The following is a 22,724-nucleotide window of genomic DNA, read 5'->3' as shown; positions in this document are numbered from 1 at the left end:
TGAGGCCAGATGCTCTCCTATATCCTCCGCCGCATCGCCGCGACCCTGCCGGTCATGGCCATCGTCGCGCTGTTCGTGTTCAGCCTGCTCTACATCGCGCCGGGTGATCCGGCCGTGGTGATCGCGGGCGACCAGGCGAGTCCGGAGGATGTGGAGCGCATCCGGCAGAGCCTCGGCCTCAACCGTCCGTTCCTGGTCCAGTTCGGAAGCTGGGTCTGGCGCATCCTGCACGGTGATCTCGGCACCTCGATCTTCACCAATCTGCCGGTGTCGGCGATGATCGGGCAGCGTCTCGGACCGACGCTGTCGCTGATGATCGTCACGCTGCTGCTCACGATCGTGGTGGCGGTGCCGCTCGGCGTGGTGGCGGCGTGGAAGGCCGGCAGCCTGATCGACCGCGTCATCATGGGCTTTGCCGTGTTCGGCTTCTCGCTGCCCGTCTTCGTGGTCGGCTACATGCTCGCCTACATCTTCGCACTAGAGCTCGAATGGCTGCCGGTGCAAGGCTACACGCCGCTCAGCTCAGGCTTCTGGCCGTGGCTGGAAAACCTGATCCTGCCGGCGATTGCGCTCGGCTGCGTCTACATCGCGCTGGTCGCGCGCATCACCCGCGCGTCCATGCTCGAAGTGCTGCAGCAGGATTATATCCGCACGGCCAAGGCGAAGGGCCTCGGCCAGGGCGGCATCCTGTTCATTCACGCGCTGAAGAACGCGGCGGTGCCGATCGTGACGGTGATCGGGATCGGCATCGCGCTGCTGATCGGCGGCGCGGTCGTGACCGAGAGCGTGTTCGCGATTCCCGGCCTCGGCCGGCTCACGATCGATGCGATCCTGCGGCGCGACTACCCCGTCATCCAGGGCATCGTGCTGCTGTTCAGCTTCGTCTACGTTCTCGTCAATCTGATGATCGACGTCATTTACACGCTCGTTGACCCGAGGATCCGCTATTGACCGACACGACCGTCAATCCGCAATCGCTTCCAGCCGGGTTCGTCCTTGCACCACAACTGCCTGAAATTCTGCGACCGGTCACGATCCGGCGCGGCTTCCTCGGATTCCTGCGCGGCCATCCCACCGTTGCGATCGGCGGCGCATTGCTGCTGACGCTGGTGCTGATCGCAATTTTTGCGCCCTATCTCGGGTCGGTCGATCCGACCGCGCTGGCGCCAGCCAAACGCACGCGCGCGCCGTCAGCCGATTTCTGGTTCGGCACCGACGTGCTCGGCCGCGACATCTATTCGCGCGTGCTCTACGGCGCGCGGGTCTCGCTCACGGTCGGGCTATCGGTCGCAATCTTTGCGTCCGCCGCGGGGCTGGCCATCGGCATGGTCTCCGGCTTCATCCGCTGGGCCGACGGCATTCTGATGCGCTTCATGGACGGGCTGATGTCGATCCCGCCGATCCTGCTCGCGATCGCGCTGATGGCGCTGACCCGGGGCAGCGTCGGCAACGTCATCCTGGCCATCACCGTTGCCGAGATCCCGCGCGTCTCCCGTCTCGTCCGCAGCGTCGTGTTGTCGCTCCGCGAGCAACCCTATGTGGATGCGGCGGTTGCCTGCGGCACGCGCACGCCGATGATCATCCTGCGCCACATCCTGCCCAACACGGTGGCGCCCATGCTGGTGCAGGCGACCTATATCTGCGCCAGCGCCATGATCACCGAGGCGATCCTGTCCTTCATCGGCGCCGGCACGCCGCCGACCATTCCGTCCTGGGGCAACATCATGGCCGAGGGCCGCGCGCTGTGGCAGGTCAAGCCCTACATCGTGTTCTTCCCGGCGGCGTTCCTGTCCGTGACCGTGCTCGCCGTGAATCTCCTCGGCGACGGCCTTCGCGATGCGCTCGACCCGCGCATGGCCAAAAGCCTGTGATGGATCGAGGCTGATCGCAATGGCCCTGCTCGAAGTCGACAACCTCCAGACCCATTTCCGCACCCCTGGCGGCATCAACCGCGCCGTCGACGGCGTATCCTTCCATGTCAATGAAGGCGAGACGCTGGCCATCGTCGGCGAGTCCGGCTGCGGCAAGTCGGTGACCTCGATGTCCTTGATGCGGCTGATCCCGGAGCCGCCGGGCCGGATCGCAGGCAGCATCCGCTTTGCGGGCAAGGACCTCCTCAAGCTGTCCGATCGCGAGATGCGCGCCATCCGCGGCAACGACATCTCGATGATCTTCCAGGAGCCGATGACCAGCCTCAATCCGGTCCTCACCGTCGGCCGCCAGATCCGCGAGACGCTGATGATCCATCAGGGCCTGGACAAGCAGGCCGCCGAGGCGCACGCGATCGAGATGCTGACGCTGGTCGGCATCCCCGAGCCGGGGCGGCGGGTGCGCGAATATCCGCACCAGCTCTCCGGCGGCATGCGCCAGCGCGTGATGATCGCCATCGCGCTCGCCTGCAACCCGAAGCTTCTGATTGCGGACGAGCCCACCACCGCGCTCGACGTGACGATCCAGGCCCAGATCCTCAAGCTGATGCTGGACCTCAAGCGCCGGGTCGGCGCCGCCATCATCCTGATCACCCACGATCTCGGCGTCGTTGCCGAGATCGCCGAGCGCGTCATGGTGATGTATGCCGGCCGCAAGGTCGAGGAGGCGCCGGTCGCCGAACTGTTCCGCTCCCCGCGTCATCCCTACACGCAAGGCCTGTTGGGCGCGGTGCCGCGGCTCGGCTCCTCGTTGACGGGCACCGCGAGACGGCTGGCCGAGATTCCCGGGCAGGTGCCGGATCTGCGCAAACCGATCGTCGGCTGCGTCTTCGCCGGCCGCTGCGCGCTCGCGACCGATCTGTGCCGGCAATACGCGCCGGGGCTCGAAGAGAAGGGCCCGCGCCACATCGCCGCCTGTCACTATGCGGCCAAGGGAGCCGTCGCGGCATGAGCCCTCCGTTGCTCCAGGTCAACGACCTCAAGAAACATTTTCCGGTCAAGGCCGGGCTGTTCAGCCGCAAGTCCGAATTCGTCTATGCGGTCGACGGCGTGTCCTTCGAGATCGCGCGCGGCGAAACGCTGTCGCTGGTCGGCGAGTCCGGCTGCGGCAAGTCGACGGTCGGCCGCGCCATCCTGCGGCTGTTCGACATCACCGCGGGGCAGGTGATCCTCGACGGCCAGCGTATCGACGATGCCGCGCCGAGCACGATGCGCCAGATGCGACGGCGCGTGCAGGTGGTGTTCCAGGATCCGTTCTCCAGCCTCAACCCGCGCATGCGGGTGCGCGATATCCTGGCCGAGCCGATCCGCAATTTCGGCCTCGCCAAATCCGCCGAGGATCTCGAAGTTCGCCTCACAGCGCTGATGGACACCGTGCGATTGCCGCGCGAGGCGCTCAATCGCAGGCCGCACGAATTCTCCGGCGGCCAGCGTCAGCGCATCGGCATCGCCCGGGCGCTTGCGGCCGAGCCCGAGCTGATCGTGTGCGACGAGGCGGTGTCGGCGCTCGACGTCTCGGTCAAGGCGCAGATCGTCAATCTGCTGCAGGATCTCCAGAGCGAGTTCGGCCTCGCGCTGCTCTTCATTAGCCACGACCTCGCGATCGTCGAGCACATGACCCACCGGGTTGCGGTGATGTATCTCGGCAAGATCGTGGAGGTGGCGCCGCGCCGCGAGATCTTTGCCGCGCCCAGACATCCCTATACCAAGGCGCTGCTCTCCGCGGTGCCGCTGCCGGAGCCGGGTGCCCAGCGCAATCCGATCATCCTCAAGGGCGACGTGCCGAGCCCGATCAATCCGCCGAAAGGCTGCCGCTTCCATACCCGCTGCCCGCTCGTGTTCGATCGCTGCCGGGTCGAGGAGCCGGTGCTTCGCGCAGCCGGAGCCGAGCAATGGGTGGCCTGTCATCTCGAAGAGGGCGCGCCAGCGGCGAGCCCTGAAGGGTGAGATTCGCGTTGGAAATTCGTTAGCAAAAACAACCCCGTTCTACTGTGCATGGGGTTGTTTTCGCGTTTTTGACGTGGCCGGCCTCAGCCTTGGCGGCGCAGGAAGCCGGTGATCGTGACCTTGTCCCAGATCCCGGCGGCGGCAAAGGGATCGGCGCGGTTGAAGGCCTCGACCTCGCTGCGGCCGGGGGCCTCGATCAGGAACAGGCTGCCGATCATGGTCTGGCCGTCCTCGGAGACCAGCGGTCCCGACATCACGATCTTGACGCCGAAGCGCGAGGTGTCGCTCAGGAACGCCTTGTGGGCATCGTAATTGGCGAGCCGGGTCGGCAGCGCCCCGGCGCGGTCGAGGGCGTGAATGGCGAACAGCATGGGGTCTCCGTTTCTTGACTTGGTTTTGGGACGGCCGCTACGGCGGCCGTCCGGGCGTGATGGGTGGACTTACTTGGCGCCAAGCTTGCCGGCGTCCTCGAAGGTCGGGCAGGTGCGCTGCTCCAACGGGACGTCGAACGGCTGGTAGTTGTCCTTGGTGATGACGGTCGGCTTCAGCACGATCTCGCTGATGACGGGCTGATTGCGCAAGGAGCGGATCGCCATCATGGTGCCGAGGCAGCCTTGCGCAAAGCCGTTGTAGTCGCCGCTGGCGAGCAGCTTGCCGGACTTGATCGCGTCGATCGCCTCCTTGGTGCCGTTGATGCCGATCACCTGCGCCTTGCGGTTGGCGCCGTCGAGGGCTTCGATCGCGCCGACCGCCATGGCGTCGTTGGCGGCAAGCACGCCGTCGATCTGCGAATTCGACTGCATCAGGTTCTCCATGACCTGGAGCGCCTGCAGCCGCTGGTAATTGCCGGGCTGCGAGGCCAGCAGCTTGGCGCCGGGCGCTTCCTTCAGCGCGTCGTTGAAGCCGCGGACGCGGTCGACATTGGTCAGCGAGCCCTTGACGCCCTCGATGATGACGATGTTGCCCTTGCCGCCGAGCGTCTTCAGCAGGAAGCGTGCGGTCTCCAGGCCGAGGCTGTAATCGTCGGCGCCGACGAAGGACAGGAACTTGCCGCCTGCGGAACGATCAGTGATGTTGACGACCGGGATCTTGGCCTCGTTGATCTTCTCGACCCCCGGCACCATCGCCTTGTAGTCGACCGGCGTGAACACGATCGCGCTCGGCTTCTTCACCACGACGTCCTCGATCTGGCTGAGCTGCTCGGGGATCGAGTCCGGCTTGGTCGGGATGTATTGCAGGGTCTTCGCGTTCAGCGTCTTCGCCATGCTGTCGGCGCCGACCCGCACCGTCTGGAAGAACGGATTGGTCTGGTTCTTGGTGAAGACGGCGATGGTCTCGCCGTCGGCACGGGCCTGTGTCGTGAACGCGGCAGCCACCAATAACGGCACTGCCAAATATCCCAGTTTCTGTTTCATGTTGCCTCCATCCCTCGTTTTGCTTGTTGGACCTCTTGGAACTCATTGCGTGCGCCGGCGCGTCTTCATGTCGAGCCAGACCGCGAGAATGACGATGATGCCGGTCACCAGCGGCTGCCAGTTGGCGCTGACCGAGAGCAGGTTCATGCCGTTCAGCACCAGTGTCAGGATCAACGCGCCGATGAAGGTGCCGAACACGGTGCCGACGCCGCCGAACAGCGAGGTGCCGCCGATCAGCACGGCCGCGATCGCCGGCAATGTCAGGCTTTCGCCGATGTCGGCTTCGGCTGAATTGAGCCGCGACAGGAAGATGATCGAGGCGAGCCCCGCCATGAGGCCGGAGACGGCATAGACCAGCAGCAGGCGCCGCGCGACCGGAATGCCGGAGAGCCGCGCCGCGACCGGATTGGCGCCGATCGCATAGATCTCCTGGCCCCAGATCGTGCGCTGCGCGAAGAACGTGCCGATCCCGAGAAACACCAGCAGCAGATAGACCGGGATCGGAAGGCCGAACAGATAGCCGCTGCCGATCTGGCGGAAGCCGGCCGGGAAGCCGTGCAGGGTCTCGCCGGCCATGTACCAATAGGTCAGGCCGTTCAGCACCCAGAGCATGCCGTAGGTGGCGATGAAGGAGGGGATGCGGAGCGCGGTGACCATGATGCCGTTGAGCAATCCGACGATGCCGCCGCAGGCAAGTCCGGTGAGGATGCCGAGCGCCGGCGAGCCGGTCTTGTGGATCACGGTGCCGGCGATGCAGGCGGACAGCGCCACATTGGCGCCGACGGAAAGATCGAGGCCGGCTGTCAGCACCACCAGCGTCAGGCCGGAGGCGATGAAGAAGGTCAGGCTTGCCTGGCGGAGCACGTTGAGGATGTTGCCGAGGCTGAGGAAGGAATCGCTGAGCACGGCGAGCACGGCACAAATCAGAAGCGCCGCCAGCAGGCGGTAGAACACCTGGATCGCGTCCTGCGACAGGAAGGAGCGGGGCGGCATGATCGCCTCTTTGCTGATGTCGGTCATGCGCGGCTCCTGAGACCATCGAGGAACAGCGCGACGATGACGAGGACGCCGACGCTGGCGACTTGCACCGAGGAGGGCAGCGAGATCAGGTTCAGCCCATTGCGCAGCACGCCGACGGAGAGGACTCCGAGCAGGGTGCCGAGCAACCAGCCATTGCCGCGCTCGAACGAGGTGCCGCCGACGGCGACGGCCGCGATGGCATCGAATTCGAGGCCGAGGCCGGCGGTGGGGTGACCGGAATTCATCCGCGCGGTCATCAGCAGGCCGGCGATGCCGGCCATGGCGCCGCCGATCGCGTAGACCGCGATCAGCAGCCGGTTCGGCGACAGCCCGGCATAGCGCAAGGCTTCGCGGTTGCCGCCGAGCGCGAAGATGTAGGTGCCGAAACGGGTGTGATAGAGCAGGCCGTGGAACCCAGCGTAGGTGACCAGCGCCATCACGATCGGCACGGGAATGCCGACTAGCGTCGCCGAATAGATGTCGCGCACGTTGTGGGGGATGCCGACCACGCTCTGGCCGTCGCTGACGATCAGCGACAGGCCCTGCGCCATGCCGAGCGTGCCCAGCGTCGCGACGAAGGGCGGAATGCCGAGGATGGCGACCAGCCAGCCGTTGACCGTGCCGAAGGCCACGCCGACCAGCAGGCCGGCACCCAAGCCCAGCAGCATCGACTTGGTCGCGAGCGAGACGATGGCGACGCAGAGCGAGGTCAGCGTCAGCACCGCGCCCATCGACAGGTCGAGCCCCTCGGTCATGATGATCAGCGTCATCGGCAGCGCGAGCATGGTCAGGATGGTCGACTGGACCAGCACGTTGGAGAGGTTCGCGACCGACAGGAATCCGGGCGCGATCGCGCCGAACAGGGCGATGAGCAGCACCAGCACGATGGCAACGCCGGGAATGCGTTGCAGCGGATTGGGCTCTGAAGCGACTGCGGCCTCACGCATGATGCATCCCCAGTCGCACGATGTTCTCCTCGGTCAGTTCGTTGCGGGTCAGATGTCCGGCAATGCGCCCCTCGCGCATCACATAGGCGCGGTCGCAGACATGGCAGATCTCGATCTGCTCGGACGAGATCATCAGCGCCGCCGCGCCGTCGGCGACCAGGCGGTCGATCAGCGCAAAGATCTCGGACTTGGCGCCAATGTCGATGCCGCGCGTCGGCTCGTCGAAGATGAAGAGTTTCGAGCCGGCCGCCAGCCACTTGCCGATCACGACCTTCTGCTGGTTGCCGCCGGAGAGCAGGCCGACGGTCTGTCGCGCGCTCGGGGTTGCGATGCGCAGCTGACGAATCAGGCCGTCGGCAGTGCGCTGTGCCCTGCGTTGGTCGAACAGGCCGCTCGGAAAAAGCTTTCGCAGCGCCGATACCACGAGATTGTCGCTGACCGAGCGCAGCAGCGCGAGGCCTTCGCTCTTGCGGCTCTCGGGGATCAGCGCAATGCCGCGGCGGGCGGCGAGGTCGGGCTCGCCGGAAATGCTCTTGCCGTCGAAGATGATCTCGCCTGACGTCATGGGATCGGCACCGAAGATGGCGCGCGCGACCTCGCTGCGGCCGGAGCCGACCAGGCCGCACAGGCCGACGATCTCGCCCCGGCGTACCTCGATGTTGATGTCGGAGATGCCGGTTGGCGCGGTCAGGCCCTTGACCTCGAGCAGCAGCTCGCCGGGCTTGTCGGCAAAATGGCGCGGATAGGTCATGTCGACGTTGCGGCCGACCATCATGCGGACGAGCTGATCCGGCGTCACGTCGGCGGGGCGAACGCCGTCGATACGGCGGCCGTCGCGCAGCACCGTAATCCGATCGCCGAGCGCGAACACCTCCGCCATGCGGTGCGAGATATAGACGATGGCGACGCCGTCGGCCTTCAGCCGCGCGATCAGCGCAAACAGCAGCTCGGTCTCGCGGTCGGACAGCGCCGCGGTCGGCTCGTCCATCACGAGGATGCGGGCGTCCTGGCTGATCGCCTTGGCGATCTCGACCATCTGCTGCTGGGCCACGCCGAGCTTGTCGACAGTGGTGGAGGGATCGATGTCGAAGCCGATCGTATCGAGCACGCGCTTCGCATCGGCCAGGATCTTGCGGCGGTCGATGGTGCCGGGGATGCGGCCCTTCGGCTCGCGGCCCAGGAAGATGTTCTGGGCGATGTCGAGATAGGGGACCAGCGAGAATTCCTGGAAGATCACGGCAATGCCGAGCTTCTGCGCGTCCGCGGTCGATGTAATCGCGACCTTCTCGCCCTTGTAGAAGAACTCGCCGGCATCGGCGCCATAGGCACCGCACAGCACCTTCATCAGGCTCGATTTGCCGGCGCCGTTCTCGCCCAGCAGCATGTGCACTTCGCCGGGATAGACGGCAAAGGACACATCATCCAGCGCCTTGACGCCGGGAAACTCCTTGCTGATGCCGCGCAGCTCCAGCAGCGGCGTGGGCGAGGAGACCTCGATCGGGAGCGCGTCGCTCATGCCGTCTCCTTCATGCTTTGGCTCCGCTCGCAAAGATCTTGCCGGGATTCATCAGGCCATTCGGATCGAGCGCTGTCTTGATCGACCGCATCACGTCGACGGCCTCGCCGAGCTCGTCGGTGAGATAGTCGATCTTGCCGAGCCCGATGCCGTGCTCGCCGGTGCAGGTGCCGTCCATGGCGATGGCGCGGGCGACCATGCGGGACTGCAGCGTCTTGGCGCCTTCGGCTTCCTCCGGCCTGGCCGGATCGATCAGGATCAGCATGTGAAAGTTGCCGTCGCCGACATGGCCGACGATCGGCGCGGTGAAGCCGTGCTCGTCCGCATCCCGCCGCGTCTCGGTCAGGCATTCCGCCAGCCGCGAGATCGGCACGCAGACATCGGTGATCACCGCGCGCGCACCCGGCCGCAGGCCCAGGCCGGCATAGAGCGTGTTGTCGCGGGCGTGCCAGAGCCGGCTGCGGTCCTCCGGTGCTTTGGCCCAGGCAAAGCCATGGCCGCCATGATCGGCGGCGATCGCCTGTGCGCCCTCGGCCTGCTCGGCGACGGAGCTCTCGGAACCATGGAATTCGAAGAACAGGGTCGGTGCCTCGCGATAGCCGAGCTTGGCGTAGGCGTTGATGCCGCGCATCATGACGTCGTCGAGCAGCTCGATGCGGGCCACGGGGATCGCGGACTGGATCACGGAGATCGCGGTGTCGACAGCGTCATGCAGCGTGTCGAAGCTGCAAACGGCAGCCGAGATCGCCTGCGGCACCGGATGCACCTTCAGCGTGATCTCGGTGATCACACCGAGCGTGCCTTCCGCGCCGACGAACATGCGGGTCAGGTCATAGCCTGCTGCCGATTTCCGCGCGCGCCTGGCGGTGCGGATCACGCGGCCATCGGCCAGCACCACCTCGAGCGCCATGACGTTGTCCTTCATGGTGCCGTAGCGCACGGCCATGGTGCCGGAGGCGCGCGTCGAGGTCATGCCGCCGATCGAAGCGTCGGCGCCGGGATCGATCGGGAAGAACAGGCCGGTATTGCGCAGCTCCGCATTGAGCTGCTTGCGGGTGATGCCCGGCTGCACCACGACGTCCATGTCGCTGTCGTGCACGGCCAGCACTCTGTTCATGCGTGCGAAGTCGAGGCAGACGCCGCCCGCGACCGCGGCCGCGTTGCCTTCGAGCGAGGTGCCGGCGCCGAACGGCACGATCGGCACGGCTGCGCCGGCGCACAGCTTGACGATCTCGGCCACTTCCTGCGTCGTCTCGGGAAAGACGACGATGTCGGGCGGCAGATTGCGATAATGCGACTCGCTCTGCCCATGCTGATCGAGCACGCCGCGCGCAACGCTCGCGCGCGGTCCGATCATGCCGGTGAGGCGATCGGCCAAAACGCTCGTCGTGACCCGCGGTCCCATCCTCAGCTCCCTGTCTGCCCGATCGCGGACTCTTGCGGTCCGCTGTGGTGTCGTCCGGCTTAGGCGGCTCTTGCGTTGCTCGCAACCTGCTTCAAGCCGAAATCATAGTTGAGATGAAAATACTCGCGCTCCACCATGCGACCATCCGGCGCACGGCCGGCGGGATGTCGGACGAACTCCCGGATCAGGCTGTCCTTGACGCCGAACACCACGTCGCTGTCGAGATACTGGTCGCCGGCAACGAACACGTGCGTCACGAGTTGTTCGAAACCGGGCGCCGAGATCATGAAGTGCACATGCGCCGGGCGCCAGGGATGGCGTCCCTGCGCCTCCAGCATGTCGCCGACCGGCCCGTCATGCGGGATCGGATAGGCGGCCGGCTTGATCGACCAGAAATGGAAGCGGCCGTTGGCATCGGTGTGGAAGCGGGCGCGCATCGCGAGATCGCCGATCCGGTCGAGCTGCTGCACGTCGTAATAGCCGTCATCGTCGGAGTGCCAGACGTCGACGACGGCGCCCGCCAGCGGCTTGCCGTCGACGGTCGAGACCGAACCGGTGACCAGCATCGGGTCGCCCTCCATCGGGCCGGAGATATCGGCGCCGTTGTCCTTCTCGGGCGCGGCCTGCACGAAGAACGGCCCGAGCACGGTTGTCTCGGTCGCGCCTTCCGGCACCGGATGGTTGATCGCGTCGACCAGCATGGAGACGCCGAGCGTGTCCGACAGCAGGATGAACTCCTGGCGCTTGTCGTTGCACATGTGTCCTGTGCGGGTCAGGAAGTCGATGCCGAACTCCCATTCCTTCTGGGTCGGCCGCACCTCGCGGACGAAGGCGTGAAGGTGACGCACCAGCGCTTCGCTCACCTCTTTGATCCGCGGATCGGTCGCGCCCGCGATCCGCTCCAGCACTGCGTCGGTGATCGTGTTCTCGTTGAAGTTGCGCATAGGGACTCCGTGGGTCAGAGTTCTGGCTCGCCGAGGCCGGACAGCCGCTCGAGATGCTTGACGGTCGCGATGAAGTCCGTGTTGCCGTCGCCCTGCGCGACCAGCGCGCCATAGGTCTCGCGCACTTGCGCGGCGAGCTGCAGCGGCACGCCGACCGCATGGCCGGCGCCCAGGATCAGGTCGAGGTCCTTGGCCATCTGCTTGCAGGAGAAGGTCGATGCGAAATCGCGCGTCCTGAGCGGCGCGGTCTTGTACTTCACCATCGGCGAGGCAACCGCGCTGTCGTCCAGCACCTTCAGGATGTCCGGCCAGGCGATGCCGCCCTTGCGCGCCAGCGCGAGGCTCTCTGCCATCATCGCGGCCGAGACCGCGATCATCAGATTGACCGAGAGTTTTGCGTAGCGCGCTTCCTCGGCAGGGCCGAGATAAGTCTGGGCGCGGGTGAAAGCTGCGAACAGCGGCTTTGCGCTCTCGAAGGCGTCCCTCGGTCCCGAGACGAAGCAGGTCAGCGCGCCCGTGTGCACAATGCTGGCATTGCCGGAGACCGGCGCGCGCAGATAGGCAATGCCACGCGCCTGCGCGGCGGCCGCGACTTCAGCCGAGGCTTCGACGCTGACGGTGCTGGTTTCGATCAAGCCGGCACCTTGTGCCATCGCGGCGATCAGGCCGGCGGGGCCGAGCAGCGCGCCGCGCAAGGCGGCGTCGTCGGGCAGGGACGTGATCACAGTGGCTTTGCCGATCACGGCCTCGGCCGGCGAAGCGGCAATCGCAATGCCTTGCGCGCGTGCCTCGTCGATGCGTGCCGCGCTCTGGTCGAACGCGGTGACGGCGTAGCCGGCCTTGGCAACGAGCACCGACATCGGCAGGCCCATCTTGCCGATCCCGATGAAAGCGATGTTCCTTGAACTGTCTGTCATTATTATTGTCCATTGGCGCCTTCAGGCGGCGCGTCCCTGTCGTTCGATATCCTGCACCAGCCGCCGGCCGGATTGCGCCAGCAGCTCCTTCTTCGTCTCGAGCCCCTCGACCAGCAGTCGGCCGTTCCGCTTCTTCCAGGCGCCGCCGATCATCACGGCCTCGATGTTGGCAAGGCTCGTCTGCATCACGACGGTTGCGACGGGATCATGTACCGGGTGGAGATTGAGGTCGGAGGCGTTGATGATGACGAGGTCGGCGAGCTTGCCTGGCGTCAGCGAGCCGACCTGGTGCTCGCGGCCGAGCATGCGGGCGCCTTCCGTCGTAATCCAGCGCAGCGCCTCGCGCACAGGGATCGTGGTCGTCGCCGGAATCGTGCCTCCGGTCTTTCGCGACTCCGCATTGTCGAGCGCGCGCTGCATCGACAGCGCAACGCGCGCGGCGGAGAGGAGATCGCCGGCCAGAACGGATTCGAGATCGATGCCGATCGTCGGGCGGACGCCGCGCTTGAGCAGCCGGCCGGTGATCGGGAAGCCGTGGCCCTGGATCATCTCGTTCTCCGGCGTCACCGAGAAGGACACGCCGAGATCGACGAGACGATCGAGCAGATCGTCAGGCAGATCGTTGCCATGGACGATGTTGATGCCGGAGCCGACGAGGCCGGCCTCGATCAGCCTGTCCCAGCCGCCCGGCGTCTTGGCAGGTCCCCCGCCCTGGTGCATCGATGCGATCAGCTTGTGCTCACGCGCCAGACGGAAATCCTGCATGGCGACGTCGAGCGTCGAATAATGTGGGCCGAGAATGGCGAGTCCGAGCGTGACGAGGCCGTCGCGGTCGGCGAGGGGGCCCGCCAGCAGCCGCTCAACCTCGCGGCGCGGATGCGGCACTTCCGAGAAATGCGGCTCGCCCAGCTTCGGCTCCGGCTTCGGTGAGCCATGGAAGAAGGCGGCGCGGATGCCGCTCTCGATCAGGCCGCGCACGGCAGCGTCGGTATGATCTGGCGTCGGATTGTTGTGGCACCAGTCGACCAGTGTGGTGACGCCATGGTTGATCTGGTTCAGCGCGCCGACCAGCGTTGCGATATGGATATCGTCGGGCCGGAACACGGTGGCCAGGCCCGCATGCATGCGGCGGAAATATTCCAGCAGCGTCCAGTTCGCGGCAAAGCCGCGCAAGCCGGTTTGCCAGGTGTGCATATGCGCGTTGATCAGGCCGGGGATGACGATGCGGCCCTTGCCGTCAATGATCTCCGTGTCCGCCGCGATATCGATCGTCGGCCGCACGTCGGCGATGCGACTGCCCTCGACCAGCACGTCGCCGGTTGCGAGGTCGCCGATCGAGTCATCCATACTGATGATCGTTGCAGATCTGATCAGCGTGCGCGGCATCGTTTCAAGCCGCCGCTTTGACGGCGACCGGCGGCTCGCCGGCCCAGGCGCGTGCGATCACGTCGCGAATGGCGTTTCGGTCGAGCGGGCGCGGATTCCAGTAGGCATTCGTCACCGCGAGATCGGCCGCCTTGTCGATGCCGCCTTCGGGCATGCCGATGTCGCGCAGCGCCAGCTTCGCGCCCAGCCGCTTGGCGAGATCGTAAAGACCTCGCGGGGCGTCAGCCGCGCCGATGGCACGCGCGATGCGCGTCATCGCCTCGGGCACGGCCGGCGCGTTGTAGCCCAGCGCATGCGGCAGCACGATGGTGTGGGTCTCGGCGTGCGGCAGGTCGAAGGTGCCGCCGAGCGTATGGCAGAGCTTGTGATGCAGCGCCATGCCGACGGTGCCAAGGCAGACGCCGCACAGCCAGGCGCCGTAGAGAGCCTCGGTGCGGGCCTCGCGGTCGTTGGCCTTGACGGCGATCGCGGGCAGGGCACGTGCCAGCGCGCGGATGCCTTCCTCGGCCATCAGCGACGTCACCGGATTGGCGTCGCGCGCATACAGCGCTTCCACCGCATGCGCGATCGCGTTGATGCCGGATGTTGCGGCCAGATTCGCCGGCAGCGTCAGGGTCAGATCGACATCGTAGATCACGGTCTCGGGCAGGATCGCCGCGTCGCGCACCGTGGTCTTCAGGCCGTTCTCGATTTGGCCGACGATCGGCGTCATCTCGGAGCCGGCATAGGTGGTGGGAATGCAGAGCTGGTTGACGCCGGTGCGCAAGGCCAGCGCCTTGCCGAGGCCCGTGGTCGAGCCGCCGCCGAGCGAGACGACGCAGTCGGCCTCGCACGCCGTCATCGCCGCGAGCGCGCGCTCGGTGACCTCGACCGGCGTGTGCATGGTGGCGCCGGGAAAGAGCCCGGCATAGAGCGGGCCGAGCGCTGCCCCCAGGCTCTCGCCCTGCGCCTCCTGCTGCGGCGTCGTCAGCACCAGCGCGCGCTTGCCGCCGAGCCGCTCGACCTCGGCCTTGGCACTCGCCAGCGTTCCGCTGCCGAACACGACGCGGCAGGGCAGGTTTTCGAAGGTGAACGAACCGATCATGCGCCGGTCTCTTTGATGGGATAATCGACCTGGAAGCGACCGATCCGCAAGTCGCCCAATGCTTCGCGTACCCGCAGATGTTCCGGATGGTTGGCGTAGGCGCTGAGTGCCGTCTGGTCGGTGAATTCGGAGAACAGTACGACGTCGCAGGCGTAATCGACCGCGCTGACGTCGATTCCGACCTCGATGTGGGTGAGGCCGTCGATCCGGCCCTTGAGGCCCTCGAACAGGGTCTTGACCTTGAGCCGGGCGGCGGAGCGCTCCTCGGGGGTCTCCCCGCGCAGCCGCCACATCACGATGTGCCTGATCGGGCCCGACATTTCCTGATTTCCTCGCCTGTATCGCGCTTTGTTGGCACCATTTTGCCTTGCAGAAATCGGAAATAAAGGTCAAAAATTGTAAGTCTCTTTTCCTAATTTCGCAAAAATGGACCGGCTGCTTCAACTCGAGGTCTTCTCCAAAACCGCTGAGCTCGGCAGCCTTTCCAAAGCTGCCGAGCTCCTGCGGATGTCGAACGCGGCCGCGAGCCGTCATCTCAGTGCGCTGGAGGAGCGGCTTGCGGTCAGGCTGATCGAGCGCAACACGCGTCGGCAATGGCTGACCGAGGCAGGGCAGGAGCTATTGCAACGCTGCGGCCCGCTGCTGAACGAACTCGCCGAAGCCGAGGACGCCGTCTCCGACCGTGCGCTGTCGCCGAAGGGTATGCTGCGCGTCACCTCCTCGCTGTCCTTCGCGATGATCTACCTCGCACCGATGTTGCCCGCCTTCCGCGCGCTCTATCCCAATCTCAACGTGCAGATCATCAGCGCAAACCGCTATCCGGACTTCATCGAAGCCGGCATTGACGTCGCGATCCGCACGCGCGAGCACGAGCCGGATTCTAACATCATCGTCCGCCGCATCGGCCAGATGCACCGCGTGCTCGCGGCGGCGCCGTCCTATCTGGAGAAGCACGGCCGGCCCGAGCATCCCGCCGATCTCGCCCGTCACGACATGCTGGTCTACAATCTCGCCAACGATCCCTATTCGCTGCGGCTGAGCCAGGGCAGCACGACGCAGACGGTGCGGATCGCGCCGACGCTCGACAGCAATGACGGCCAGATCATTTGCGGCGCGGCGCGTGCAGGGCTCGGCATCCTGATCCAACCGCTCTATATCGTGCAGGGCGATATCGCGGCCGGCCGGCTGGTGCCGGTCCTGAGGGACTGGCAGCTGCCGCTGCTCACCATGAACATCGCCTACCAGAACCGCGTCAGGCTGCCGGCCAAGATCCGGGTCTTCTCGGACTTCCTGGTCAGCCACATCCGCGAGCATTCGGAGCCGGGGATCTGGATCGACGCGGCGAAGTGAGCGGGAAGCATCCATGTATCTCGGCATCGATCTCGGCACCTCCGCAGTCAAGACCGTTCTCGTCGACGACGCCCAGCGCGTGATTGCAAGCGCGAGCCGGCCGCTGACGATCGCCTCGCCGCGGCCGGGTCATTCCGAGCAGGATCCCGCGCAATGGATCGAGGCGACCTTCGCCACGCTGGATGCCCTGAAGGCGAGCCATGCCGGCGCGCTGGCGGCCGTCGAAGGCATCGGGCTGTCCGGCCAGATGCACGGCGCCACGCTGCTCGATGCGAGCCTAAGACCCTTGCGGCCTTGCATCCTCTGGAACGACGGCCGCGCCGCCGCGGAGTGCCGTATCCTGGAGCAGCGCTGGCCGGCCTTGCGTGCGACGACGGGCAACAAGGCGATGCCGGGATTCACCGCGCCAAAACTGCTCTGGATCGCGACGCACGAGCCCGACACCTTTGCGGCGACCAAGCTTGTGCTGCTGCCAAAGGCCTATCTGCGCCTGGTGCTATCGGGCGAGGCCGTCGAGGACGTCTCGGATGCATCGGGATCGCTGTGGCTCGACGCCGCGCGCCGGGACTGGTCGGACACCGCATTGGCCGCGACCGGCCTGACGCGCGAGCACATGCCGCGTCTGGTCGAGGGCTGCGCGCCCGCCGCAAGGCTGCGCGGTGAGCTCGTGCGGCGCTGGGGCATGACAAAGCAGCCGGTGATCGCGGGCGGTGCCGGCGACAATCCGGCGGGCGCCGTCGGCATCGGCGCGATCCAGCCGGGAACCGCGTTCGTATCTTTGGGGACGTCGGGTGCGCTGCTTGCACCGACCGCCACGATTGCCGCCAACCCGGACCGCGCGGTGCATACGTTCTGCCATGCCATTCCCGGCATGTGGATTCAGGCCGGCGCGATCCTGTCGGCCGCCTCGTGCCTGGCCTGGGCCGCGCGCCTGTTCGGCGTCGCCGAGGCCGAGTTGCTGGCACCGCTGGGATCGCGCCCGCAGGCACCGTCGCCCGTGAGCTTCCTGCCTTATCTCGCCGGCGAGCGGACGCCGCACGACGACCCCGCTGTGCGCGGCATGCTCGATGGCTTGAGCCATGGCACCGATCGCACCGCGATCGTGCAGGCGGTGCTCGAAGGCGTTGCCTTCGCGCTGGCCGATTGCCGCGACGCGCTCGCGGCTGCCGGCATTGCGATTGCGGAAGCCGACGCCATCGGCGGCGGATCGCGCTCGCCATTCTGGCTCTCGGTTCTCGCAAACGTGCTGAATGTTCCGATCCACCGCTTTGCCGGCGGCGAGACCGGCGCGGCGTTCGGTGCGGCGAGATTGGGGCGACTTGCTGTCACGGGTGAGGCGATCGCCGCCGTGTGCACGCGGCCGCAGCGCATCGAGACGTTCGAACCTGACGCCGGGCTGATCGAGGCCTACGCCCAGCGGCTTCCCGCCTGGCGCGAACTGTATCGGCCGCGCCACTAGCTGGCCCAATCTGGTTTGCATACTTCGGTATACTCGCCTTCGGTATTGCCCTGCGTCACCCGCTTTTGTTTAATGACCAAACCGCGCTGCCGAGAAACGAGACGCGGGTGGGAAACGCATTGTGCGCCGGGAGGCACGATGAACGATCCGATCCTCGAGATGCGCGGGGTCTCAAAATCCTTCTTTGGCATCAAGGCGCTGCGTGCCGTCGATCTCACCGTCTACGCCGGCGAGATTCACGCCTTGATGGGTGAGAACGGCGCCGGCAAGTCGACGCTGATGAAGATCCTGTCCGGCGCCTACAGGCCTGATCCCGGCGGCGAGATCCGCATCGAAGGACATCCGGTACGGATCGAAGGCCCGCTCGGCGGCCGCGCGGCGGGCATCTCCATCATCTATCAGGAGCTGTCGCTGGCGCCCAATCTCAGCGTGGCGGAGAATATTTATCTCGGACGGGAGATCTCGCGTTCAGGACTGCTGGCGCGCGGGGAGATGCGCGAGGGCGTCGGTCCCATTTTGAAGCGGCTGGGCGCAGACTTCCTGCCGTCGACGCTGGTGGCGCATCTGTCCATGGGCCAGCGGCAACTGGTCGAGATCGCGCGTGCGCTGCACGCCAGATCGAAAATCCTGATCATGGACGAGCCGACCACCGCGTTGTCGGCCGGCGAGAGTGCGCGGCTGTTCGCGCTGATCCGTCAGCTCAGGGCGGAGGGGCTTGCCATCATCTACATCTCGCATCGCATGGACGAGGTCTATGCGCTCGGCGACCGCGTCACCGTGCTGCGCGACGGCCGGCTGGTCGGCTCGCTCGACAAGCCCGAGATCCGTGCCGACACCATCGTGCGGCTGATGGTCGGGCGCGACGTCTCGTCGTTCTACAAGAAGGATCACGATCCCGATGCGGGGCGCGGACATCCCGTGCTCGCCGCGATCGACATGGCCGACGGCCAGCGCGTCAGGGGCTGCTCGCTCACCGTGCATGCGGGCGAAGTGGTTGGCATGGCCGGCCTGATCGGCGCCGGCCGCACCGAGCTTGCCCATCTCATCATCGGCGCGCTGCCAAAAACTTCCGGCCGGCTCGAGCTGGAGGGACGTCCGGTCGAGATCCGCAACCCCGGTGAGGCGCTCGAGGCCGGCATCGCCTATCTGACCGAGGACCGCAAGGCGCTCGGCCTGTTCCTGGACATGTCGTGTCTGGACAACATCAACCTCGCGGTGCTCGGCCGCGACGCAAAGCTCGGCTGGTTCCTGGATCGCGACAAGGCGCGCGAGCGCGCCGACAGGGCCTTCGCAGGCCTCAGCATCCGCGCCGCCAATGTCGGCGTTCCCGCCGGTGGACTGTCCGGCGGCAATCAGCAGAAGCTGCTCTTGTCGCGGCTTCTCGCCATCGGGCCAAAAGTGCTGATCCTCGACGAGCCGACGCGTGGCGTCGATGTCGGCGCCAAGTCCGAGATCTATTCGATCATCGACAATCTGGCCAAGGCCGGCACCGCCATCCTCGTCATTTCGTCCGATCTGCCCGAGATCATCGGCATTTGCGACCGTGTCGTCGTGATGCGGGCCGGCCATATCGCCGGCGAGGTGAGGCGCGGACCCAATTCGCCGCTGACACAAGAAGACATCATGGCGCTTGCCACGGGGATGGAGCATCTCGATGCCTGACAACGGTGCTGCGGAGGTTCAGTCCGCCCCGACGACGACCAACGGTGCTGCCGCTGAGACCAAGCGCCAGCGGGTGAGGATGCTGATCAGCGCGCTCGGCATGCTGCCGGTGCTGCTGATCCTCTGCATCGGCTTCCATTTCCTGTCCGAGGGACGCTTCTTCACCGGACAAAATCTCGGCATCGTGTTGCAGCAGGCCGCAGTGAACACCGTGCTGGCCGCAGGCATGACCTTCGTCATCCTCACCGGCGGCATCGATCTCTCGGTCGGCTCGATCCTGGCGGCCGCCGCGATGGCCGGGCTGACTTTGTCCAAGCTGCCGGAGCTTGGCGTGCTGTGGCTGCCGGCGGCGCTGCTCACCGGCCTTGTCTTCGGCGTCGTCAACGGCGCGCTGATCGCGCTGCTCCGCCTGCCGCCTTTCATCGTCACGCTCGGCTCTCTCACGGCGGTGCGCGGCCTTGCGCGACTGCTCGGGGCCGACACCACCGTGTTCAATCCGTCCATTCCCTATGCCTTCATCGGCAACGGCTCGCTGACGCTCGTTCCCGGCGTCGCGTCGATCCCGTGGCTCTCGGTGATCGCCTTGCTCGTCATCCTGGTCTCGTGGCTGGTGCTGCGCCGGACCGTGCTCGGCGTGCACATCTACGCGGTGGGCGGCAATGAGAGCGCGGCGCGGCTTGCGGGCATCAAGGTCTGGGGCGTGCTGATCTTCGTCTATGGCATCTCCGGGCTGTTCGCCGGGCTCGGCGGCGCGATGCAGGCGGCGCGGCTCTACGCCGCCAACGGCCTGCAGCTCGGCCAGTCCTACGAGCTCGATGCGATCACCGCCGTGATCCTGGGCGGCACCTCGTTCGTCGGCGGCATCGGCTCGATCTGGGGGACGCTGGTCGGCGCGCTGATCATCGCGGTGCTGTCGAACGGCCTCATCCTCGTCGGTGTCTCCGACATCTGGCAATATGTCATCAAGGGCCTGGTGATCATCGGCGCCGTGGCGCTCGATCGCTATCGGCTGCAAGGCTCCGCCAGAACCTGAAAGGCTCCGCCAGAACTTGAAAGGCTCGGCCAGAACTTGAAGGCTCGGCCAGAACTTGAAAGCTTCCGTTGCGGCAACTGGTCTGCCGTGCCGGGAATGAAGACAGACCAGGGAGGGAAGTCCATGTTGAAGACGATCATGCTCGCCGGCGCCGCGACGGCGCTTGTTCTTAGCACCGCGCCATCCTCGGCCAAGGAGCTCAAGTCGATCGGCGTCTCGCTGGGGTCGATGGGTAACCCGTTCTTTGTCGCGCTGTCGAAGGGCGCCGAGTTCGAGGCAAAGAAGACCAATCCCAACGTGAAGATCACCGCGGTCGGCTTCGAATACGATCTCGGCAAGCAGGTCACCCAGATCGACAATTTCATCGCCGCCGGCGTCGATCTGATCCTGCTCAACCCCGGCGATCCCAAGGCGATCGGGCCGGCGATCAAGAAGGCGCAAGCCGCGGGCATCGTCGTCGTTGCGGTCGACACCGCGGCCGAAGGCGCCGATGCCACCGTGACCACGAACAACGTGCAGGCCGGCGAGATCTCCTGCCAGTACATCGTCGACAAGCTCGGCGGCAAGGGCGACGTCATCATCGAGAACGGGCCGCAGGTCTCCGCCGTGATCGATCGCGTCGTCGGCTGCAAGAACGTCTTTTCGAAGAATCCGGGCATCAAGGTGTTGTCCAGCGACCAGGACGGCAAGGGCTCGCGCGAAGGCGGCCTCACCGTCGCGCAGGGCTATCTGACCCGCTTCCCCAAGATCGATGCCATCTTCGCCATCAACGATCCCCAGGCGATCGGCACCGACCTTGCGGCGCGCCAGCAAAACCGCAGCGGCATCATCATCACCGCGGTCGACGGCGCGCCCGATATCGAGGCCGCGCTGAAGGATCCGCAGTCGCCGCAGATCCAGGCCTCGGCTTCGCAGGACCCGTTCTTCATGGCGCGGCGGGCCGTGCAGGTCGGTGTCGGTATCCTCAACGGCCAGAAGCCGGCCTCGACCGTCGAGCTTTTGCCGTCCAAGCTCGTGACGAGGGACAACGTCGCCCAGTACAAGGGCTGGACCTCGGATCGTTCGCAGTAAGCTTCCCTTGCTGAGGCTGCAAACTACGAAATCGCGGGCGGTGTGTCTGATTCACGCCGCCCGTGGCGTCATGGCCGAAGGCTCGCGCTGATCCGCGTCAGCGCGCGGCGGAAGGATTGGTTCGCGCGGGCAACATGGTCGACAGAGACTTGCTGGCAAAAGCGCTCGTCTTGGGTTGGACGCGCGAGCCGTCGATCACCTCGAGCCGGCCGCAGCGATTGAGGGTGTGGAGCTTCCTGCCGGGCCATGCCGGTCCGGGCTTCAGCCAATGGCGCACGGTCTGCCTGAAGGCCGTCGGCGACAGCTCGACCACTTCCGCCAGGGCGAGCGCCGCGCCGTATCCGTCGGCGCAGTTCTGGACCGGGCGCCACAATTTATCGTTGATCGTGACGAAATTCCCTGCCGGCCGCGCGCTCGCGCGGTCGATCAGGACCGGATTGCTGGCATGCGGCAGCCAAGGCCCCAGGAGGTGCTCCGCGTAATAGATCGCCAGCGAATCCGAGTAGCCGCCGGTCCCGTCGCGCCAGGCGCCGAACAGATAATGCAGGCCATCGTGCCGCGTGATCGTCACGTCGGCCAGCTCGAGGCCCGACAGCAGCGTCGCGTGCCGCTCCCATTTGTCCGGGAAGCGGACGCATTTGTAGAGGGCGACGTCACCATTGGTCGAGCTCTCGGGGATCATCCACAAGGCGCCATCGTGTTCGATCAGAAACGGATAGGAGAGATGCCACGGCTCCTCCAGCACCGGCACGGCCTCGCCGACCGGTCCGTTGTCACGGAACTCGACCGCCGAAATGATGCCTTTTCCGACGCGGTGATCGAGGTCTTCGAAGAAGACGAATGTTCGTCCCTGCCACGTGATCGGAAACGGATCGGCGTAGAAGTGGTTTCCGGGATCTTTCAGAACGTTCCAGCTCGGACCCGACAGATCGCCGGTCTGCCAGACGCCCGCTCCGTCATTGAAGCGCCATCCGATATGCCAATGCGGGGCATAGCAGCAGAGACGATAGATCTCCTTGGCGATCGATACGGCGAGGCCGCGCACGACATAGGCCGTCGGCTGCCGGCTGACGCCTGCTCCGGCGGGGCGCGCCAGTTGCGGCACGATGCGCGGTCTTCCCGACAGGATCGCCGCCACCATGGTCAGGGTTCGCGCCATGACGGTTTCGAGCGCGCCGCTGAGGCCTGCGGCAATTTCGCCGGATGGATGGCCGCGATCGACGACCGAGCCGTCGACCTCGTTGACGATCTCGATCACCGGCAGGTCGCCGGCCAGAATGGCGGCGAGCGCGGCATTCTCGCCTGCAACTCCATTGAACAGCGGACGGAGATACAGCCGGGCGGCGCTGCCCGGATCGCGCGCGGTACCGGTGAAATCGACGATGACGTCGGCGGTCTCGGGATGAGCCCGCGTGCGCTCCGGAATGCTGTCGAGCCTGTTGGCACCGCTGGGCTTGCCCTTGTGCAACACCAGACGTTCGAGCTCGAAGAGAGTGTCGAGACCCGCGGGCCGCGGCTCGGCATTTGCCGTCCAGGCGATTTGAACCGGAACATCCCGGCCGTCGATCGACAGCGTCTCGCGGCGCATCCACCGCCGCGCGTATTCTCGTTCACAGCGAAACTCGATGATCATGTCGAGC

The 22,724-nt window shown here is 66.1% G+C and carries 21 protein-coding genes; 9 read left to right on the top strand and 12 right to left on the bottom strand.

Going from position 1 to position 22,724, the window contains the following annotated elements:
* Window positions 1–9: 9 nt before the first annotated feature.
* The 4 genes from D6B98_RS05695 to D6B98_RS05680 are packed head-to-tail and all read left to right on the top strand — an operon-like array spanning window position 10 to window position 3,875.
* Window positions 10–951 (top strand): ABC transporter permease, encoded by a 942-nt coding sequence (locus tag D6B98_RS05695; protein ID WP_126255966.1) that lies wholly within the window; start codon window positions 10–12, stop codon window positions 949–951.
* Complete coding sequence (locus tag D6B98_RS05690; protein ID WP_126255965.1) at window positions 948–1,871, top strand: ABC transporter permease; 924 nt, start codon at window positions 948–950, stop codon at window positions 1,869–1,871. Before D6B98_RS05695 ends, D6B98_RS05690 begins: the two co-directional genes overlap by 4 nt.
* Window positions 1,872–1,890: 19 nt before the next feature.
* Entirely contained in the window at window positions 1,891–2,880 is a 990-nt protein-coding gene (locus D6B98_RS05685; protein ID WP_164718421.1) for an ABC transporter ATP-binding protein, read from the top strand.
* Window positions 2,877–3,875 carry an ABC transporter ATP-binding protein gene (locus D6B98_RS05680; protein ID WP_126255963.1) on the top strand — a complete coding sequence of 333 codons (999 nt, stop codon included), beginning with the start codon at window positions 2,877–2,879 and terminating at the stop codon, window positions 3,873–3,875. Before D6B98_RS05685 ends, D6B98_RS05680 begins: the two co-directional genes overlap by 4 nt.
* An 83-nt stretch (window positions 3,876–3,958) precedes the next feature.
* On the opposite strand, the gene D6B98_RS05675 is transcribed toward D6B98_RS05680, so the two are convergent.
* The 11 genes from D6B98_RS05675 to D6B98_RS05625 form a co-directional block, all read right to left on the bottom strand.
* Complete coding sequence (locus tag D6B98_RS05675; protein WP_126255962.1) at window positions 3,959–4,246, bottom strand: YciI family protein; 288 nt, start codon at window positions 4,244–4,246, stop codon at window positions 3,959–3,961.
* A gap of 69 nt (window positions 4,247–4,315) precedes the next feature.
* Window positions 4,316–5,290, bottom strand: a complete 975-nt coding sequence (locus D6B98_RS05670) for a sugar ABC transporter substrate-binding protein (RefSeq protein WP_126255961.1) — start codon at window positions 5,288–5,290, stop codon at window positions 4,316–4,318.
* 42 nt (window positions 5,291–5,332) lie between these two features.
* On the bottom strand, window positions 5,333–6,310 hold the full coding sequence (locus D6B98_RS05665; protein WP_126255960.1) for an ABC transporter permease: 978 nt from the start codon (window positions 6,308–6,310) through the stop codon (window positions 5,333–5,335).
* Window positions 6,307–7,257 carry an ABC transporter permease gene (locus D6B98_RS05660; RefSeq protein ID WP_126255959.1) on the bottom strand — a complete coding sequence of 317 codons (951 nt, stop codon included), beginning with the start codon at window positions 7,255–7,257 and terminating at the stop codon, window positions 6,307–6,309. Before D6B98_RS05660 ends, D6B98_RS05665 begins: the two co-directional genes overlap by 4 nt.
* Window positions 7,250–8,773, bottom strand: a complete 1,524-nt coding sequence (locus D6B98_RS05655) for a sugar ABC transporter ATP-binding protein (protein WP_126255958.1) — start codon at window positions 8,771–8,773, stop codon at window positions 7,250–7,252. The genes D6B98_RS05660 and D6B98_RS05655 overlap by 8 nt, the downstream gene beginning before the upstream one ends.
* Before the next feature lie 10 nt (window positions 8,774–8,783).
* A complete protein-coding gene (locus tag D6B98_RS05650; protein WP_126255957.1) occupies window positions 8,784–10,178 on the bottom strand; it encodes an FAD-linked oxidase C-terminal domain-containing protein in 1,395 nt (464 codons plus the stop codon).
* A gap of 59 nt (window positions 10,179–10,237) precedes the next feature.
* Window positions 10,238–11,122 carry an intradiol ring-cleavage dioxygenase gene (locus D6B98_RS05645; RefSeq protein ID WP_126255956.1) on the bottom strand — a complete coding sequence of 295 codons (885 nt, stop codon included), beginning with the start codon at window positions 11,120–11,122 and terminating at the stop codon, window positions 10,238–10,240.
* Window positions 11,123–11,136: 14 nt separating this feature from the next.
* On the bottom strand, window positions 11,137–12,039 hold the full coding sequence (locus D6B98_RS05640; protein WP_126255955.1) for an NAD(P)-dependent oxidoreductase: 903 nt from the start codon (window positions 12,037–12,039) through the stop codon (window positions 11,137–11,139).
* Window positions 12,040–12,060: 21 nt separating this feature from the next.
* The gene (locus tag D6B98_RS05635) at window positions 12,061–13,425 is read right to left on the bottom strand and encodes an amidohydrolase family protein (protein ID WP_126255954.1); all 1,365 of its coding nucleotides are present in this window, start codon (window positions 13,423–13,425) and stop codon (window positions 12,061–12,063) included.
* Window positions 13,426–13,429: 4 nt separating this feature from the next.
* The gene (locus tag D6B98_RS05630; RefSeq protein WP_126255953.1) at window positions 13,430–14,509 is read right to left on the bottom strand and encodes a maleylacetate reductase; all 1,080 of its coding nucleotides are present in this window, start codon (window positions 14,507–14,509) and stop codon (window positions 13,430–13,432) included.
* On the bottom strand, window positions 14,506–14,829 hold the full coding sequence (locus D6B98_RS05625; RefSeq protein ID WP_126255952.1) for a Dabb family protein: 324 nt from the start codon (window positions 14,827–14,829) through the stop codon (window positions 14,506–14,508). Before D6B98_RS05625 ends, D6B98_RS05630 begins: the two co-directional genes overlap by 4 nt.
* A 106-nt stretch (window positions 14,830–14,935) precedes the next feature.
* On the opposite strand from D6B98_RS05625, the gene D6B98_RS05620 reads away from it, so the two are divergent.
* From D6B98_RS05620 to D6B98_RS05600, 5 genes are all read left to right on the top strand, one after another.
* Window positions 14,936–15,859, top strand: a complete 924-nt coding sequence (locus tag D6B98_RS05620; protein ID WP_126255951.1) for a LysR family transcriptional regulator — start codon at window positions 14,936–14,938, stop codon at window positions 15,857–15,859.
* 13 nt (window positions 15,860–15,872) lie between these two features.
* The gene (gene xylB, locus D6B98_RS05615) at window positions 15,873–17,318 is read left to right on the top strand and encodes a xylulokinase (protein ID WP_126255950.1); all 1,446 of its coding nucleotides are present in this window, start codon (window positions 15,873–15,875) and stop codon (window positions 17,316–17,318) included.
* A gap of 138 nt (window positions 17,319–17,456) precedes the next feature.
* Complete coding sequence (locus D6B98_RS05610; protein ID WP_126255949.1) at window positions 17,457–18,980, top strand: sugar ABC transporter ATP-binding protein; 1,524 nt, start codon at window positions 17,457–17,459, stop codon at window positions 18,978–18,980.
* A complete protein-coding gene (locus D6B98_RS05605) occupies window positions 18,973–20,013 on the top strand; it encodes an ABC transporter permease subunit (protein ID WP_126255948.1) in 1,041 nt (346 codons plus the stop codon). Before D6B98_RS05610 ends, D6B98_RS05605 begins: the two co-directional genes overlap by 8 nt.
* A gap of 123 nt (window positions 20,014–20,136) precedes the next feature.
* Window positions 20,137–21,084 (top strand): ABC transporter substrate-binding protein, encoded by a 948-nt coding sequence (locus D6B98_RS05600; RefSeq protein ID WP_126255947.1) that lies wholly within the window; start codon window positions 20,137–20,139, stop codon window positions 21,082–21,084.
* A gap of 97 nt (window positions 21,085–21,181) precedes the next feature.
* Here D6B98_RS05600 and D6B98_RS05595 read toward each other — a convergent pair whose 3' ends face one another.
* Window positions 21,182–22,717: a glucosamine inositolphosphorylceramide transferase family protein gene (locus D6B98_RS05595; protein WP_126255946.1), complete on the bottom strand. Its 1,536-nt coding sequence runs from the start codon at window positions 22,715–22,717 to the stop codon at window positions 21,182–21,184.
* Between the last annotated feature and the right edge of the window lie 7 nt (window positions 22,718–22,724).

The sequence above is a fragment of the Bradyrhizobium sp. LVM 105 genome, assembly GCF_003957705.1.
GTDB lineage: Bacteria > Pseudomonadota > Alphaproteobacteria > Rhizobiales > Xanthobacteraceae > Bradyrhizobium > Bradyrhizobium frederickii.
Note: the sequence above shows the minus strand (reverse complement) of the source record. Positions and strands in the feature narration are given on the sequence as shown.